Origin of the sequence: Brochothrix campestris FSL F6-1037, from assembly GCF_000525915.1 — a bacterium.
Lineage (GTDB): Bacteria > Bacillota > Bacilli > Lactobacillales > Listeriaceae > Brochothrix > Brochothrix campestris.
This window is the reverse complement of record NZ_AODH01000016.1, coordinates 1-15,091: the sequence shown is the minus strand read 5'-3', so window position 1 is coordinate 15,091 and position 15,091 is coordinate 1. Positions and strand designations below refer to the sequence as shown.

The 15,091-nt window shown below is 42.3% G+C and carries 16 protein-coding genes; 6 read left to right on the top strand and 10 right to left on the bottom strand.

Annotated elements, in window-relative coordinates; translation table 11 throughout:
* Positions 1-138 precede the first annotated feature (138 nt).
* Entirely contained in the window at positions 139-987 is an 849-nt protein-coding gene (locus BCAMP_RS04190; protein WP_035313935.1) for an ATP-dependent (S)-NAD(P)H-hydrate dehydratase, read from the top strand.
* 65 nt (positions 988-1,052) lie between these two features.
* Here the strand turns inward: BCAMP_RS04190 and folD are convergent, their stop codons facing one another.
* From folD to BCAMP_RS04160, 6 genes are all read right to left on the bottom strand, one after another.
* Positions 1,053-1,904 (bottom strand): bifunctional methylenetetrahydrofolate dehydrogenase/methenyltetrahydrofolate cyclohydrolase FolD, encoded by an 852-nt coding sequence (folD, locus tag BCAMP_RS04185; protein ID WP_035313934.1) that lies wholly within the window; start codon positions 1,902-1,904, stop codon positions 1,053-1,055.
* Positions 1,905-1,957: 53 nt separating this feature from the next.
* Complete coding sequence (nusB, locus tag BCAMP_RS04180; RefSeq protein ID WP_035313932.1) at positions 1,958-2,350, bottom strand: transcription antitermination factor NusB; 393 nt, start codon at positions 2,348-2,350, stop codon at positions 1,958-1,960.
* A 41-nt stretch (positions 2,351-2,391) separates the two neighbouring features.
* The gene (locus BCAMP_RS04175) at positions 2,392-2,754 is read right to left on the bottom strand and encodes an Asp23/Gls24 family envelope stress response protein (protein ID WP_035313930.1); all 363 of its coding nucleotides are present in this window, start codon (positions 2,752-2,754) and stop codon (positions 2,392-2,394) included.
* Between the two features lie 20 nt (positions 2,755-2,774).
* Positions 2,775-4,130, bottom strand: coding sequence for an acetyl-CoA carboxylase biotin carboxylase subunit (accC, locus tag BCAMP_RS04170; protein ID WP_035313928.1), 1,356 nt, complete (start codon positions 4,128-4,130; stop codon positions 2,775-2,777).
* Positions 4,131-4,142: 12 nt separating this feature from the next.
* Positions 4,143-4,586, bottom strand: coding sequence for an acetyl-CoA carboxylase biotin carboxyl carrier protein (gene accB / locus BCAMP_RS04165; protein WP_035313925.1), 444 nt, complete (start codon positions 4,584-4,586; stop codon positions 4,143-4,145).
* 189 nt (positions 4,587-4,775) lie between these two features.
* Entirely contained in the window at positions 4,776-5,837 is a 1,062-nt protein-coding gene (locus BCAMP_RS04160; RefSeq protein ID WP_035313924.1) for a M24 family metallopeptidase, read from the bottom strand.
* Positions 5,838-6,012: 175 nt separating this feature from the next.
* On the opposite strand from BCAMP_RS04160, the gene BCAMP_RS04155 reads away from it, so the two are divergent.
* A complete protein-coding gene (locus tag BCAMP_RS04155) occupies positions 6,013-6,984 on the top strand; it encodes a DUF1385 domain-containing protein (RefSeq protein ID WP_051456875.1) in 972 nt (323 codons plus the stop codon).
* A gap of 162 nt (positions 6,985-7,146) precedes the next feature.
* Positions 7,147-7,461, top strand: coding sequence for a rhodanese-like domain-containing protein (locus BCAMP_RS04150; protein ID WP_408605178.1), 315 nt, complete (start codon positions 7,147-7,149; stop codon positions 7,459-7,461).
* A gap of 278 nt (positions 7,462-7,739) precedes the next feature.
* Here BCAMP_RS04150 and BCAMP_RS04145 read toward each other — a convergent pair whose 3' ends face one another.
* On the bottom strand, positions 7,740-9,368 hold the full coding sequence (locus BCAMP_RS04145) for an NAD-dependent malic enzyme (protein WP_269479264.1): 1,629 nt from the start codon (positions 9,366-9,368) through the stop codon (positions 7,740-7,742).
* 8 nt (positions 9,369-9,376) lie between these two features.
* Entirely contained in the window at positions 9,377-10,165 is a 789-nt protein-coding gene (locus BCAMP_RS04140; protein WP_035313917.1) for a carbon-nitrogen family hydrolase, read from the bottom strand.
* Positions 10,166-10,329: 164 nt separating this feature from the next.
* On the opposite strand from BCAMP_RS04140, the gene BCAMP_RS04135 reads away from it, so the two are divergent.
* Positions 10,330-10,713, top strand: coding sequence for a thiol-disulfide oxidoreductase DCC family protein (locus BCAMP_RS04135; protein WP_035313915.1), 384 nt, complete (start codon positions 10,330-10,332; stop codon positions 10,711-10,713).
* A gap of 52 nt (positions 10,714-10,765) precedes the next feature.
* Here BCAMP_RS04135 and BCAMP_RS04130 read toward each other — a convergent pair whose 3' ends face one another.
* Complete coding sequence (locus BCAMP_RS04130; protein ID WP_035313914.1) at positions 10,766-11,938, bottom strand: hydroxymethylglutaryl-CoA synthase; 1,173 nt, start codon at positions 11,936-11,938, stop codon at positions 10,766-10,768.
* Between the two features lie 212 nt (positions 11,939-12,150).
* Between BCAMP_RS04130 and BCAMP_RS04125 the strand changes: the two genes are divergently transcribed.
* Complete coding sequence (locus BCAMP_RS04125) at positions 12,151-13,317, top strand: thiolase family protein (protein WP_035313913.1); 1,167 nt, start codon at positions 12,151-12,153, stop codon at positions 13,315-13,317.
* Positions 13,318-13,338: 21 nt separating this feature from the next.
* Complete coding sequence (locus BCAMP_RS04120; RefSeq protein WP_035313912.1) at positions 13,339-14,616, top strand: hydroxymethylglutaryl-CoA reductase, degradative; 1,278 nt, start codon at positions 13,339-13,341, stop codon at positions 14,614-14,616.
* 299 nt (positions 14,617-14,915) lie between these two features.
* Here the strand turns inward: BCAMP_RS04120 and BCAMP_RS12995 are convergent.
* The coding region (locus BCAMP_RS12995) for a transposase (RefSeq protein WP_198015698.1) at positions 14,916-15,091 on the bottom strand (176 nt) is incomplete at its 5' end.

Here is a 15,091-nt window from a genome sequence, read left to right as displayed (position 1 = left end):
ATGATACCCCTTTATTTTACACGTTTTCGCATGAATAATCTAATTTTTTTAACAATGATACACATTGACTGTTTGACCTCATTTTTTTAGCTTATACTTCACTGATAAACAGTTCGATTAATCTGAAAGGAGCCTACTATGAAACAGTTAAATCAACAGCTAATCGATGCCTACTTTTTAGAAATAAAGCGCCACAAGTATAAGAAAAGAGCGATTCTAATCGTTGGCGGTTGTGAAAAGGCTGGTGGAAGCACCATTCTTGCCGCTCAAGCTTGCATTCAGGCTGGTGCTGGAGCAACGACAGTTGCCGTTTCACAAAATGTTCGTGCGTCATTTAGACATCTGTTACCAGAATGTCAAACGCTCTCCTTTATGAACACAGCTGATTTATTAGTAGCTGTCAAGAAGGCCGCCATCATCTTAATTGGACCTGGTCTGGGACTCGATAAATACGCAAAATCCGTCTTCGAAGTAGTTTGTGAACACGTGACAGCTCAACAAACATTAATCTTAGACGATGACGCCATTGCCCTTTATAGCCTCCTCGAACCACGTCTACTGACAAAGAAGGTCATAATAACACCTAAAGCGAGCACTTGGCGCCATTTAGCAAAACACAACACCCGTAAACAGACCCCTCTTTCACTCCGAATTGAACAAAAACGTCTCGCTGCTATTATTGTTTTAAAAGAAAGACAATTGGTTGTGTGCACTGATGACGAGGTGTATTACAGTGCTATCGCTTGTGCTGATGGATTAGCCGACGATATCCCTGACAGCCTAGCTGGTCTTATTGCTGGCTTTTGTAGTCAGTTACCTTATCCAATAAAAGCAACCTTAGTCGCTACTTATTTGTACACTCGTCTATTAAATGACCTAAAAAACACTCAGCATACGGTACGGCCATCGGATATTAATAACGCCTTACCACGTTTCATCAAAAAAATCTGCCGTGCACAGCTTATCAGTCAAAATAAAAACAGGTGACACCAAAAAGGCCACTCTCATTATTGAGAGTGGCCTTTTTTGAAGTTTAAACGGTTCTTTTTACTTTAGTTTGTATGACGTTCGGCTGAAATCAAGGTATTTTCTAACAACATTGTAATTGTCATCGGACCAACGCCACCCGGTACTGGTGTAAGGTAACCAGCAACATCAATACAGTCATCAAAATCAACATCGCCACAGAGCCTGTTGTTTTCATCACGATCCATACCAACATCAATTACAATTGCTCCTGGTTTAAGGTGTTCTTTTTTAATGAACTTCGCTAAACCGGTCGCTACAACTAAAATATCGGCCCGTTTTGTGACTGCCGCTAAATCAGTAGTCCGTGAATGCGCAATCGTTACCGTTGCATTCTCTTGCAACAACAGTTGCGCAACGGGTTTACCAACGATATTACTACGGCCAACTACAACCGCTTCTTTGCCAGCAATTGTTTCGCCTGTTGATTTTATCAACCGAATAATTCCGGCTGGTGTACATGGAACAAACGCTTCTTTGCCAATTGCCAAATTACCGACGTTGATTGGATGAAACCCATCGACATCTTTTAACGGTGATATACGATCGAGCACCTTATCGGCATCGATTGTTTTTGGTAACGGTAACTGCACTAAAATACCGTGAACCTCTTCAGCTTGATTCAATTGTTCAACCACCGCTAACAATTCTGCTTCAGAGGTTGTCGCCTCTAAACGGATAACTGCTGAATTAATCCCCGCAGCAACTGCGCGTTTTTCTTTATTACGCACATAGACCTGTGATGCCTGATCTTCACCGACAAGTACGACGGTTAAACCAGGTTTCACCCCTGTTTCTGCCGTAAATGCTTCAATTCGTTCTGTAATCGATACTTGCGTTTGTGCTGCAATCTGTTTGCCATTGATGATGTGACCCATGTATTCGTCCCCCATTCAATTCGGTTAATTGTGTAAAGTATCGTTCTTAGTTGTTACTGTTCGTCGATAGCTGCTGCGATGTTAGACATCATGCCGTTAACAAATTTACGCGATTGATCATCGCCAAATAAACGTGATAAATCGATTGCTTCGTTAATAACAACATTTGTAGGTGTTTCCTTATCAAAGAGCAATTCGTAGGTTGCAATGCGTAAAATCGCTAAATCGACTTTGTTAATCCGCTCAATGCGCCATTTAACAAGATGGGCTTTAATAATTTCATCGAGTTCAGCTTCTTTTGCCAACGTCCCTTTAACAAGGCTAACTAAATACTCATCAGGTTCTGATGTCACGTTATTAATGGCTAATTCGACTGTTAACTCTTTATCAAAGTTGAATTGGAATAAAATTTGAACCGCTTTCTCACGTGCTTCACGTCTTTTCATTTCTTCTTTTCTCCTCTATTTACATGCTCTCGTTTTGCTTGTTAAGCATGTTTTACAATTTGAATATCTACCACATGAATATTGACTTCTCGGATGTCAAGATTTGTCATTGTGTATATCGTTGATTGAACATTTTCTTGAACTGCTTCGGCCACAAGTGGAATTGCTTTACCATAGGCAACTGTAACATAGACATCCACAACGATCGCATCATTTATCATATCTATTTTAACACCTTTTGTATAATTTACACGCCCAAATTTTTCGGCGAGTGCATTATAAAAAGTTCCGTGCATATCGACAACACCCTCAACCTCACTAGCAGCAATACTGGCAATGACCCCAAGGACTTCAGGTGCGACTTCCACCTGACCTAATTCTTCATGATTTAGCGCTTGTACCATTCGCTTCACCTCCAAATTTATTAGTTATCATTCATTACATCGTATGTTTCTAAAAATTTCGTATTAAAATCAGCATCGATGAATTTTTCATGTTTTAGCACTCGTTGATGGAACGGAATCGTTGTTTTAACGCCTTCGATGCTAAATTCAGCTAACGCACGTTTCATACGGGCAATGGCTTCTTCACGTGTCGCACCATGCACAATTAATTTTGCAATCATTGAGTCATAGTAAGGCGGAATTTTATAGCCTGGATAAACAGCTGAATCAATACGAACACCATAGCCTCCTGGCGGTAGATAAAAATTAATCAAGCCCGCTGATGGCATAAAGTTGTTGCTCGCATCTTCCGCGTTAATACGACATTCAATCGCCCAACCGTTACTCTTAAGGTCTGCTTGAGTCACACTCAACGGATTATTATTCGCAATAGAAATCATTTCTTTGATCAAATCAATACCATAAACTAATTCCGTCACGGGATGTTCGACTTGAATACGTGTATTCATCTCCATGAAATAAAATTTGTTTTGATGATGGTCAAAAATAAATTCAATCGTTCCCGCACCAGAATAATCAACCGCTAAGGCTGCTTTCACAGCTGCTGTTCCCATTTCCGCGCGTAACGCATCAGTTAATGCTGGCGATGGACATTCTTCAATCAATTTTTGCATCCGACGTTGCACGGTACAATCACGTTCACCAACGTATACGGCATTCCCAAAATTATCGGCTAATACTTGAATTTCAACGTGACGGAAGTCCTCGATGAATTTTTCAAGATACACACCTGGATTACCAAAGGCAGCCGCTGCTTCTTTTTGCGTGATTTGAACGCCTTCGATAAGTTCTGCTTCATCATAAGCGACACGGATACCTTTACCACCACCACCGGCTGTTGCCTTAATAATGACAGGGTAACCAATGCCTTCGGCGATTTCACGAGCATCTTCAATACTTGCTACAATGCCAACAGACCCTGGTACAACTGGTACACCAGCGGCACGCATCGTTTCACGGGCCTCATCTTTTGTTCCCATTTGTGAAATTGCTTCGGGTGAAGGACCGATGAAAATCAGTTTACACTCACGGCAAATTTCAGCAAAATCCGGATTTTCTGATAAGAAGCCATATCCGGGATGGATCGCATCACAGTTTGTTAGTTTAGCAACACTAATAATACTACTTGTGTTTAAGTAGCTTTCAGTTGATGGTGCTGGTCCAACACAGTATGCTTCGTCTGCTAATTGAACATGCAGCGCTTCTTTATCTGCTGTTGAATAAATAGCCACGCTCTCAATATCAAGTTCCTTGCAGGCACGAATAATTCGAACAGCGATTTCTCCACGGTTAGCAATTAAAATACGCTTAATCATTTTGTCGTCCCCTTAGTTTTCTTTAATTTTAAATAGTGGTTGATCAAATTCAACAAGTTGTCCGCTCTCAGCAAGCACTTCGACAACGACACCATCTACATCAGATTTAATTTCATTAAACAATTTCATTGCTTCAATAATACAAACAACTTGCCCTTTAGACACACGGTCACCGACCTTAACAAAAGCAGGCGATTCAGGGTTAGAGGCACTATAAAATGTTCCGACCATCGGTGATTGAATTGCAGTTCCTACTACTTCAACAGGCGCTGCTGTTTCACTTATAGTAGCAATTGGCGTTGGTGCTGCCATCGTTTGTGCAACAGGTGTCGCTGCAACAATTTGTGTTTCTTTCTTAAGTACAACTTCACCTTGCTCTGTTTTGTAGGCAAATTCAGTCAAAGATGAGTTATCAATGACCGCGACAAGTTCTTTAATCTCTTTCAGTGTTAACATTATATGCACTCCCTTATGTTCTTCTAAAATTTTTACGCGTCTGATAGACATACGCCACATCTAATATACCACTTTTCGTGGACATTCTCCGCTTAATTCTAGCACATTTTGACATATATTTAAATAAAAACTGTTCTCGACAACTATTTCTAGTTAACAAGAACAGTTTTTGTACGATTGGTCAATAGACTATAAAACAAGTAATTTTTTCGATGACTGTGTTAATACTTCAATCCCGTCTTCTTTAATGAGAATATCATCTTCAATCCTTACACCACCAACACCTGGCAAATAAATACCAGGCTCATCCGTGATAATATGGCCGGGTTGTAGCACATGTGTTGATTTCATTGAGGCGTTAGGGCCTTCATGAATTTCCAAGCCAATGCCATGACCTAGTGAATGGCCAAACGCATCGCCATAACCAGCTTTACTAATAACATCACGTGCAATCTTATCAACAGCCACACCCGTCATCCCTGCTTTAATTTGTTGAATAACAGCTTCGTTCGCCGCCAGAGTGACATCATAAATTTCGCGTAATTGCGCGCTCGGTTGACCGACTGCAATCGTCCGAGTCATATCTGATACATAACCATTGTAGTAACACCCAAAATCAAGGGTAACAAAATCTCCTGTTTCAATTACCTTATTTGAGGCAACACCATGTGGCATCGCTGAACGATGACCTGAAGCCACAATCGTATCAAACGAAGCACCGGTTGCGCCTTGACGCATCATGTTAAATAACAATTCATTTGATACTTCTTGCTCTGTCACTCCTGGTCGAATAAAATTAAGAATATCAGTAAACGCTTGGTCGCTAATTGCAATTGCCTGTTTGACAATCGCGATTTCAGCTGGTGTTTTAATCATTCGTAACGGCTCAATCACACCACTTACTGGTTCTAATGTAGCCGTAAAAGTCGATTGCAATGTCTTATACAACGTCATGCTCACAAAATCGGACTCGAAATGAACGGTTGCGAGCTGATGCTGCGCTAAACACTTATTTGCTTCGGCGTACATACTCGAGTGTTGCTCAACAATCTCAAAGTCTTGGCATTCTTCCGCCGCTTGTTCTGTGTAGCGAAAATCAGTAATAAAGTAGGCCGCTTCTAGCGTAATTAAGGCGATACCAGTCGAGCCTGTAAATCCAGTAGCATAGCGTAAGTTATAAGGACTCGTTAACAATAAGGCCTCGATTGCTTTACTCTTCATTGCTTGTCGTATGTTTGTTAATCTCTCCATGTCAGCATCTCCTGTCGTCGTCTTATTTTCTGCTTTATTATATCATAACTTCATCAAAGTGCGAATATTCACAAAAGCCTGTTTTTTTAGAGGGATTAACCATCAGACGGCCGTAATCTGCCTCAGATATGCTATACTTAACAGTAGATTTTATAAAGTAAAGGAGCATCATTGCATGGAACCTAAAAGTGTTTATGGTGGTCAAGCTGTTGTTGAAGGCGTCATGTTTGGCACGGGTAAACATACCGTGACTGCCGTCCGTCTCCCCGATGACAGCCTGACCTACTATTACTTAGAACGTCAGTCCCCTAACTGGGCCAGACGCTTAAAAAAAATCCCCTTCGTTCGTGGGATTATCGCGTTAATTGAGTCTACTAAGGTTGGCGGTAAGCATCTAACTTTTTCGGCTGAACAACAAGAAGTCGATGAAGTAGCACCTGAAAAATCACGTTCAAAACTAATCGATACGGGGGTATACGTCCTGGTGGCGTTGTTAGGTATCATTACCTTTCTGTTTGCTAAATTCGCGTTGACACTTATCCCTGTCTTTATCGCGGGAATACTAAAGCCGATTTTCCCCGGTCACGCCACGCAAATCATTTTAGAAAGTGTCTTTAAATTAAGCCTGTTAGTCGGCTATTTACTAATCGTTTCGCAAACAAAATTAATTAAAACGATTTTTCAATACCACGGCTCGGAACATAAGGTCATCAACTGTTACGAAAGTGGACAAGCAATGACGGTTGCGAATGTCCAAAAAGCGACTCGACTCCATTATCGTTGTGGTTCAAGCTTCATTTTATTCACGGTCATTATCGGGATGTTCGTCTACTTCTTTTTTCCGACCGACCCTTTTTGGCTCCGGTTACTGTCGCGTATTTTACTAATCCCTGTAGTAATGGGTATCTCATTTGAAGTATTGCAAGCAACGAATAAATGCCGGCAGCTACCGCTATTAAAATACTTAGGTTACCCTGGTTTATGGTTACAGCTGCTTACAACAAAAGAGCCGACCGATAAGCAAGTTGAAGTCGCACTTGCCTCGTTCGAAGCATTGCGAGCGATTGAAAAACAACCCTCTTTACTCAAGACAGATGAACGTTTTCAAAAAACAGGCGCTGTTAATGACCAACCTTTAACAAACTAACTGATTATTTCTACTAAAATTCATTTAGCTCTTTATAAAGTCAGCTATTATCGTTATAATTAAAAAGTAGTGATTAACTAAGAAGAGGTGTACGAATTGAACATATTATTTACTTTACTGGCAATTATTGTCATCATTGTTCTTTACCAACTGTACTTCATTATGCGCGCACGTCGTATTGTGACTCGCTTAACTGAAGAAGAATTCAAAAAAGGTTACCGTAAAGCACAACTGATCGATGTTCGTGAACAACGTGAATTTGATTCAGGTCACATTTTAGGTGCCCGTAACATTCCGTTTTCACAATTCCGTCAACGTTCAAACGAATTACGAACTGACTTACCACTTTATATTTACTGCCAAGGTGCTGCTCGTAGCAACCGTTTTGCTATTAAAATGGCAAAAAAAGGGGCCAAAGATATTTACCAATTAAAAGCTGGCTATCAAGGGTGGAAAGGCAAAACTAAATCAAAATAAAAAAAAAAACGCCGTTTGGCGTTTTTTTTTTTGTAGTCAAAGTCGAATTGAACGTTCGTTTTCATCAAAATTATTTGCTTGCATCGGAGATAATCACTCGCACGATCTTTACGCTTTATACGCTGTTGAATGAGCCAATTTCACTTTCATTTCTCCAGTATTTATCCCCTAAACCTGGGTGATTTCAAAAATAACGCAGTTTTGAGACACCGTCGAGACGTTATTTTCTCCAATCACTGCGGTTGAGAACGACTTTAAATTACGTTCATTCCTCTAGTTCAATACTGTGCTTGCCACATCTGTGCACGCACAACCGCTTCGGCATCTGCTAGTTTTACGGCACTGACACCATCGGCAATCGCTTGTTTGACGACAGCGACAGCGACAGCGAACGAGGCTGTTTTTAAATCGGCCACGTTCGGTAATAGGCTCGCGCCAGGTATGCTTGCATCCACTAAGTCAGCCACTGCATTTGCAGCGGCACTTAGCATCGCCATCGTTACACTTTGTGCTTGGGCTGCAACTGCACCCAGTCCTAAACCGGGATATAACAAGGCATTGTTCGCTTGCCCAATCGTATACGTCTGTCCGTTGTAAGTAACCGGTGCAAATGGACTCCCAGTCACGACTAACGCCTGTCCCTTTGTCCATTCGATAATATCAGCTGGTGTTGCTTCTGATAAACGTGTCGGGTTGGATAATGGAATGATAGCTGGTCGCTCGCAATGAGCTACCATTGCCTCAATCACTTCTTGTGTGAATGCGCCCGGAACACCTGATGAACCGATTAACATCGTCGGTTTTACTGCTCGAATAACAGCAGCTAAATTACCTGTATCACAACTAAAGTTCGCATCATCTTGAGCAAACAGTTGTTGTCCCGTCGTTAAGTTCGGCTGTGATTGGAGTACGAGTCCTTCTCGATCAAAGAGGTGTAATTGTTGCTTACATTGATCAGAACCGCTTTGACGGGTCATTTCATCTAGCAACTGCGTCGCAACTCCGACACCAGCCGTTCCACCACCAAAAATAAGCACACGTTGTTCTTTTAGCTGAATATCAGCCGCTTGCGATGCTGCTAAAGCAGCTGCTACAACCATAATACCAGTCCCTTGAATATCGTCATTAAAGGTTAAGTAATCAGGTTGATACTTCGCTAATATACGGGCCGCATTAGCTCGACCAAAATCTTCCCAGTGTAGCAATACGTTCGGATACGTTGTTGTCATCGCCTTAACGACGTTTTCAATAAAGCCATCGTAGATAGTGCCTCCTATACGCGCATGACGGTTACCTAAATAAAAGGGATTCGCTAGTAGTTGTTCATTATTCGTTCCGACATCCAATACGACCGGTAAAACATCTGCTGGGTTAACATTAGCCGCAACAGTATAAACCGCCAATTTACCGATTGAAATATTAACGCCGTTAATCCCCCAATCACCAATTCCGAGCACACCTTCACCATCGGTAATCACAACCATCTTTACATTTGGTTGCAAGTCAGCCCGTTGTTTAATAATACGTTCAATCGTCGCTGGCGCATCATTAATCGATAAAAACAAGGCGTCTTTTGGCGTTGTATAGTCTTCGTTATATTGCATCACTGCATCACCAATCGTCGGTGTATAAATGATTGGTAACATTTCGCTCACGTGATGATTCACTAAATAGTAAAACAACACGCGATTCGTGTCATATAAGCTCATCAAAAAGCGATGTTGACTCATTGCATCTGAGCGTTTCAGAAATTGCTGATAAGCCTGCTCGCTTTGCTCTGCCAATGTTTGGATTGCAGTGGGTAACAGACCTTCTAAGCCATACTCACGGCGTTCAGCCGCTGTAAACGCCGTCCCTTTATTTGTCATCGCATTGTTTAATCGTGTCCATCCGTTCATCTTTGCCAACTCCTTTTTTAGTCTGTTATGTTGTAGAGATCTGGTCGACGGTCTGCAAAGATGGGAATTCTTCCCCGCGCTTGGGCCACAGCCTCCAACTGAATTTCTGCTTGCAAAATCGAATCACTTTCATCCGCTTCTGCAATAATTTCACCCCACGGATTAATAATGAGTGAATGTCCCGCAAAAGTGTTTGCCGGATTACTTCCTGCCACATTGACACCGACGATAAAACACTGGTTTTCAATCGCCCGCGCCTGTAGTAACGTCCGCCAATGATGCAACCGTGGTTCCGGCCATTGTGCGGGCACATAAATAATGTGAGCGTCCTGCAACGCCTGCTGTCTTACCCACTCACTAAAGCGTAAATCGTAACAAATCAAACTGCTTTGTGTAATGCCATCAATCGTAAACACATGGTCTGTTTTCCCTGCCTGCATGTATTCATCTTCGGCCATTAAACCAAATAAATGCACCTTATCATACTGACTGACAAGTTCGCCAGAACGATTCATAACATACGTACGGTTATAAAAGCCCTTTTCTTCTTTAACAGCCACCGAACCACCAATAATATTAACTTTCAATTGCTGTGCGAGTTGACTTAAAAAACGTTTCGTTTGCTCACCACCAACATCGGCTAACATCGCTAAGTCAGATAAGGCATACCCGGTATTCCACATTTCTGGCAACACAATCACATCAGCACCAGCTGCTGCCGCTGCTCTAATTTTCTGTTCAATCACAACGTAATTTTTTTGGGGCTCCCCAAAAAAGACCGTCGTTTGAATACATGAAAGCTTCATTTACTGACCCCCTAATGATTTATCTGCCCTCTCATTATAGCTTATTTAACCACTTATCTATAGGTTTAGCCATCATTTTTAGCCTCGGATGCTAAAAAAGTTGCACCTTTTATCCTCTTATAATAAAGGGAGGGTGAAGTCTAAACAGCAGAAGGAGGGATTCGATGATTATCGTTGCCTTTGATAGCGACTGTTTAATGTGTAACGGTTTCGTTATTTGGTTGTTGAAGCATGATAAGCAAGAGCGACTCACCTTTACAGCTCTCAATTCTGCTTACTTTGAAACGCTCTGCACTGAGCGTAAGCTGACGATTAAACAAGACAGCCTTATCTTCATCAGCGGTTCAAACATAGCCGTTGAATCAACAGCAGTGATTGAAACCTTACGACAGATTAAAGGGTTACAGTACATCAGCCCACTTGCTTATGCACTGCCTCGCTCATTGCGCGATACGTGTTATCGCTTCGTTGCCCGACGTCGCAAAAAAACGAGCAGCTCTTCGGCGTGTCCGATAATACCACCGCAATGGCGTCATCGTTTTAAATAGTCGGTAAATAAAAAGGTCAACTCCTTCGAGTTGACCTTTTTATTACTAACTTTTAACACGACTTATTTGTATACAGCCGCATGTGTTCACTCATACCTGTCAGCTTAATCGGTGCTTGATCAAGGCTATCATCGATTTGATAGGTTGAGCCATCAGTTGGTAAACTTGCAACGAACAAGTCTTCATACGCTGCAATCGTTAATTGTTTACGTGCCTGTAATTGTGCCGCATGAGCGGTTGTATACAGTTGTTTTCTAAAATCAGGTGCCAAGGTTGCGCTGAAAAATTCACCGACTGCCCCCGAACCGTAGCTGAATAAACCTAAACGATCACCTGGCATCAACGTCTCATCATGTTCTAACAACGACAGTACACCTAAATACAATGAGCCTGTATAGATGTTACCAATTTGACGACTGTACTTCGTACTTAATTGATAGTAGGCCATTAAAGCTTCTGCTTTTTCAGGACTCGCAGTCTCAATAATCGTATCCAAGGCCTTTTTACCCATCTTCGTATATGGCAGATGGAAGCAGAGTGCCGCAAAATCAACTAACGTTGCCTTTGTATTGGCTTGATATTGTTCCCAAACATCATTGAAGAAGCGAATGTATTGCTCAGTTGAATACTTACCTTGTACACAGGCTGTTTCGGAGTATAGCGGACGCCAAAAATCCATAATATCATCGGTCAAATAGACATTGTCATCGTTCAATACTAACAAACGCGGTTCTGCAGCGACTAACATCGCTACTGCTCCAGCACCTTGGGTCGGCTCACCTGGTGTATTCAAGCCATAACGGGCAATATCGGAACCAATCACGAGCGCTTTTTTAGTCGGATGGGCCGCAACATGATTACGTGCATAACTTAAACCTGCCGTTGCTGCATAGCAGGCTTCTTTAAATTCAATCGCACGACAGTTTTTAGGTAGTCCGAGTAAACGGTGAATATAAACAGCTCCTGCTTTTGAATGATCGATGCCTGATTCTGAGGCAAAAATCACTAAATCGATTTCGGCAATATCGTCGGTACTTAACATGTTCAACGCTGCATTAGCGCCCATTGTAACTGCATCTTGGCTTAACGGAGCAAATCCCATTTGATCTTGACCAATGCCAATCGTGAATTTATTTGGATCAATCCCACGCGCCTCTGCTAATTCAACCATATCAACATAAAAGGCTGGTGTGTAAAAACTCATCTTGTCTATCCCAATATTCATCGCTAACACCTTTTTCTATTTTATTTTTAGTGTTTGTATATGCCTCTAGTCTATTAAAAAAAACAACTAATTACAACTGATTTTATATATCTTTTTAATGGGTGCCTGTTTTTGATAACACAACCGTTATTTGGTGTTCGTTTTCAAACTGAAATGGTATAATGTAAGCAACGATTACACCACTACTCAGAACACCAACAAAGGAGTTTATTATGAAAGAAATTGTTATTGTAAGCGCAGCACGAACACCGATTGGAAAATTCCGCGGCATGTATACTAATGTCTCGGCTGTTGAACTAGGAACACAAGTGATTAAGGCTGCCATAAAGCGGGCCAACATTTCAACTGACCAGGTTGACCAAGTTATTTTAGGCAATGTTTTACAAGCTGGTTTGGGTCAAAATCCCGCTCGCCAAGCAGCCATCCATGCCGGTATCCCGCAAACAGCGACTGCTATGACAGTCAACCAAGTGTGTGGGTCAGGTTTAAAAGCGGTCATGCTCGGTCAACAAGCACTCCAACTCGGATTGGCTCAAACCGTCGTCGTTGGCGGTACCGAAAACATGACACAGGCCCCACTCCTCCTTAAACGTGAAGATAAGGCTAATGTGGCAACAACACAGTTGAGTGACAGCATGTTTTCAGACGGTTTAACCGATGCCTTCGGACACTATGCGATGGGTGTCACTGCCGAGAACCTCGTCGACCATCATCATATTAGTCGAGAGGCGCAAGATTTATTTGCCTTTAACTCACAACAAACGGCCGCTAACGCACAGGCTGCTGGCAAATTCACTGCTGAAATCGCACCTGTTACCCTTGCAGATGGTACAGTTCTTTCAGTCGATGAATCAATCCGACCGCAAACAACACTCGCCAAACTGGCGGAGCTGAAACCTGTCTTTAAAGCAGGCGGTAGTGTCACTGCCGGTAATTCTTCGACTATTAACGACGGGGCAGCAGCGCTTGTGCTCATGACAAAAGACGATGCGATTGCACAAAACATTCCCTTTTTAGCAACGATTAAGGCAGCAGTCGAAATCGGAACTGATCCCGCAATGATGGGCTATGCGCCTTTTTATGCAGTGACGCAATTACTCGCAAAAGCAGACCTGCCAATTGAGGCGATTGATTTATTCGAATTGAACGAAGCCTTTGCTGCCCAATCTTTAGCCGTAATGACCGATTTAAAAATCCCTGCATCGAAAATTAATATTAATGGTGGCGCAATCGCGCTTGGTCATCCGATTGGGGCTTCAGGGGCTCGGATTCTAACGACCTTAATTGCCAATTTAAACGAAACGCAAACAGCACTTGGCGTGGCATCACTTTGTATCGGTGGCGGGATGGGTGTTGCAGTGCTAATTGAACGTGCATAACGAAAGAGAGGCTTAACTCGCATGAAGAAATTTTACGAACAAACATTAGCCGAACGACATGCCAGTCTGATTGATTCTGGTGTTTTAACGAGCGAACAAACGGCCAGCTTATTAACCGAAGCATTGCTAGACCACGCGATTGCCGATGGGATGATTGAAAATCAAATCGGCCAGTTTCCACTCCCACTTGGTGTAGCGATGCACTTTATGATTGATGGCACACCTTATTATATTCCGATGGTAACCGAAGAACCATCCGTAATTGCGGCCAGCAGTAATGCCGCCAAAATTGTTAAACAAAATGGCGGCTTTATGACGACCGTCCACGAACGAGCGATGATCGGCCAACTCATTTTCACTGACATTAATGATTTCGAAGCTGCCCTAGCCTTAATTCACGAACGTGAAACAGCACTCTTTGAGGTTGCTAACAATGCCCATCCCTCGCTTATTAAGCGTGGTGGTGGCTTAAAACGTATCGAAACTCGCATCATTACTGATGAGGATTCTAACAAAACCTATTTAACACTCCATCTTGTGATTGACGTCCAGGAAGCGATGGGTGCTAATATGATTAATACCATTCTCGAGGCGACTTCAATCGTGTTAAAAGACTGGCTCAACAGCGAAATTCTCATGCGGATTTTAAGTAATTTCGCTGATACCTCGCTCGTAAGCGCATCATGTGTCATTAAACCAACAACGCTAACGACAAAAGACTTTGACGGCAACTGGTTAGCCCAACGAATTGTTGAAGCTACACGTTATGCCCAACTCGATTCGTATCGGGCGACAACACATAATAAAGGCATTATGAACGGTGTCGATGCCGTCGTTTTAGCGAGCGGTAATGATACACGTGCCATCGAAGCTGGCGCTCATGCCTTTGCAGTTAAGCAAGGACGCTATCAACCACTCTCTAAGTGGACGATGGCTGATAATGGCGATTTGCTCGGGACCATCACCCTCCCTTTACCTGTCGGAGCTGTTGGCGGAGCCACTCACTTATTACCGATGGCTCGCGTGGCACATGATCTCCTCAATAAACCGAGCGCGACAGAGTTAGCACGTATTATCGCCGCGGTTGGATTAGCCCAAAATCTTGCGGCCTTAAAAGCGCTTGTATCTGATGGTATCCAAAAAGGGCATATGTCTTTACAAGCCAAATCACTGGCTTTGAGTGCTGGTGCTACTGAAGATGAACTATTAGCCGTAACGACTGCCTTAATTGCAAGTAATCAATTTAACCTTGCTAATGCTAAAATGATTATTTCACAGCTACGAAACACTAAAAACTAGTGATTCGGACAGTTAACAATTGTGGCTCTATGTCAAAAAGTGTTGTTATTCAAAATTTAGTAAAATAAGTCATTTTTGCAGCTATCTTTTTTGGTAGTTGCTTTTTTTGTAGTTGCTTTTTTTTGTAGTCATTCCTAATGTGAAGGACGCTTTCTGCGGGTGACGCTTCATCCTCCGCGCTCCGCTGTGGGGTATTCAGCTGCCACTTTTCCCACTAGAGTCGCCTTCACAAACGTCATGACGTGCACGTTTATTATTGAGGCTCTCGCGTATTAAAAGACAGTAAACGAGTCAATTAATTACGAGTTGGGAGCGATGCGTTTATGATTGAATCCGAGTAGAATCCTGTTTCTGAAATTTGAAAAGTTACGGTAACCAAACGAAATCCGTTTAATCACTTTTATTTTGTTATTGATCCCTCCTAAATGCCCGTTGGAATCCTCGTATTTAAAGCTATTTTCGATTGCAGGTAAAT

Excerpts from the sequence above, each read along its gene's own strand:
- accB (WP_035313925.1), bottom strand. The coding sequence starts at position 4,586 with ATGTTAACACTGAAAGAGATTAAAGAACTTGTCGCGGTCATTGATAAC.
- BCAMP_RS04150 (WP_408605178.1), top strand. The coding sequence starts at position 7,147 with ATGCGCGCACGTCGTATTGTGACTCGCTTAACTGAAGAAGAATTCAAA.
- BCAMP_RS04120 (WP_035313912.1), top strand. The coding sequence starts at position 13,339 with ATGAAGAAATTTTACGAACAAACATTAGCCGAACGACATGCCAGTCTG.
- BCAMP_RS04140 (WP_035313917.1), bottom strand. The coding sequence starts at position 10,165 with ATGAAGCTTTCATGTATTCAAACGACGGTCTTTTTTGGGGAGCCCCAA.
- BCAMP_RS04155 (WP_051456875.1), top strand. The coding sequence starts at position 6,013 with ATGGAACCTAAAAGTGTTTATGGTGGTCAAGCTGTTGTTGAAGGCGTC.
- BCAMP_RS04130 (WP_035313914.1), bottom strand. The coding sequence starts at position 11,938 with ATGAATATTGGGATAGACAAGATGAGTTTTTACACACCAGCCTTTTAT.
- BCAMP_RS04160 (WP_035313924.1), bottom strand. The coding sequence starts at position 5,837 with ATGGAGAGATTAACAAACATACGACAAGCAATGAAGAGTAAAGCAATC.
- accC (WP_035313928.1), bottom strand. The coding sequence starts at position 4,130 with ATGATTAAGCGTATTTTAATTGCTAACCGTGGAGAAATCGCTGTTCGA.
- nusB (WP_035313932.1), bottom strand. The coding sequence starts at position 2,350 with ATGAAAAGACGTGAAGCACGTGAGAAAGCGGTTCAAATTTTATTCCAA.
- BCAMP_RS04175 (WP_035313930.1), bottom strand. The coding sequence starts at position 2,754 with ATGGTACAAGCGCTAAATCATGAAGAATTAGGTCAGGTGGAAGTCGCA.
- BCAMP_RS04135 (WP_035313915.1), top strand. The coding sequence starts at position 10,330 with ATGATTATCGTTGCCTTTGATAGCGACTGTTTAATGTGTAACGGTTTC.
- BCAMP_RS04190 (WP_035313935.1), top strand. The coding sequence starts at position 139 with ATGAAACAGTTAAATCAACAGCTAATCGATGCCTACTTTTTAGAAATA.
- BCAMP_RS04125 (WP_035313913.1), top strand. The coding sequence starts at position 12,151 with ATGAAAGAAATTGTTATTGTAAGCGCAGCACGAACACCGATTGGAAAA.
- folD (WP_035313934.1), bottom strand. The coding sequence starts at position 1,904 with ATGGGTCACATCATCAATGGCAAACAGATTGCAGCACAAACGCAAGTA.